Annotated in this window: 1 protein-coding gene; it reads left to right on the top strand. The window is 41.2% G+C overall.

Annotated elements, in window-relative coordinates; translation table 11 throughout:
* A partial coding sequence (locus ACYP03_RS26190) for a hypothetical protein (protein WP_459782698.1) occupies positions 1-272 on the top strand: 272 nt, incomplete at both ends.

Below are 272 nucleotides of genomic sequence, written 5' to 3'. Positions count from 1 at the left end.
ACTGGCCTTATGCTAGTCGCAGAAAAAAGACATTACAGAAGAATGCTTTTTATTGTGCTGCTCCTATGTTCGCTTTTATTTTTTTTGCTTCTGGATTCGATCTTATTGAGACGGTAACTGAGCCATGGACTTGGATTTTAGTTGGGTTTGGTATGTTCATGGGGTATTACTACTCAGGGCTTACCGTTTTTAACTATTACCGCCATCATTACATACTCAGCAAGCACGGATTGGTCACTGAAGAACATGCATATTCTCCCCCAAAGGCCACA

It is taken from the genome of Photobacterium sp. R1 (genome assembly GCF_054600795.1).
This window is presented reverse-complemented; position numbering and strand designations above follow the sequence as displayed.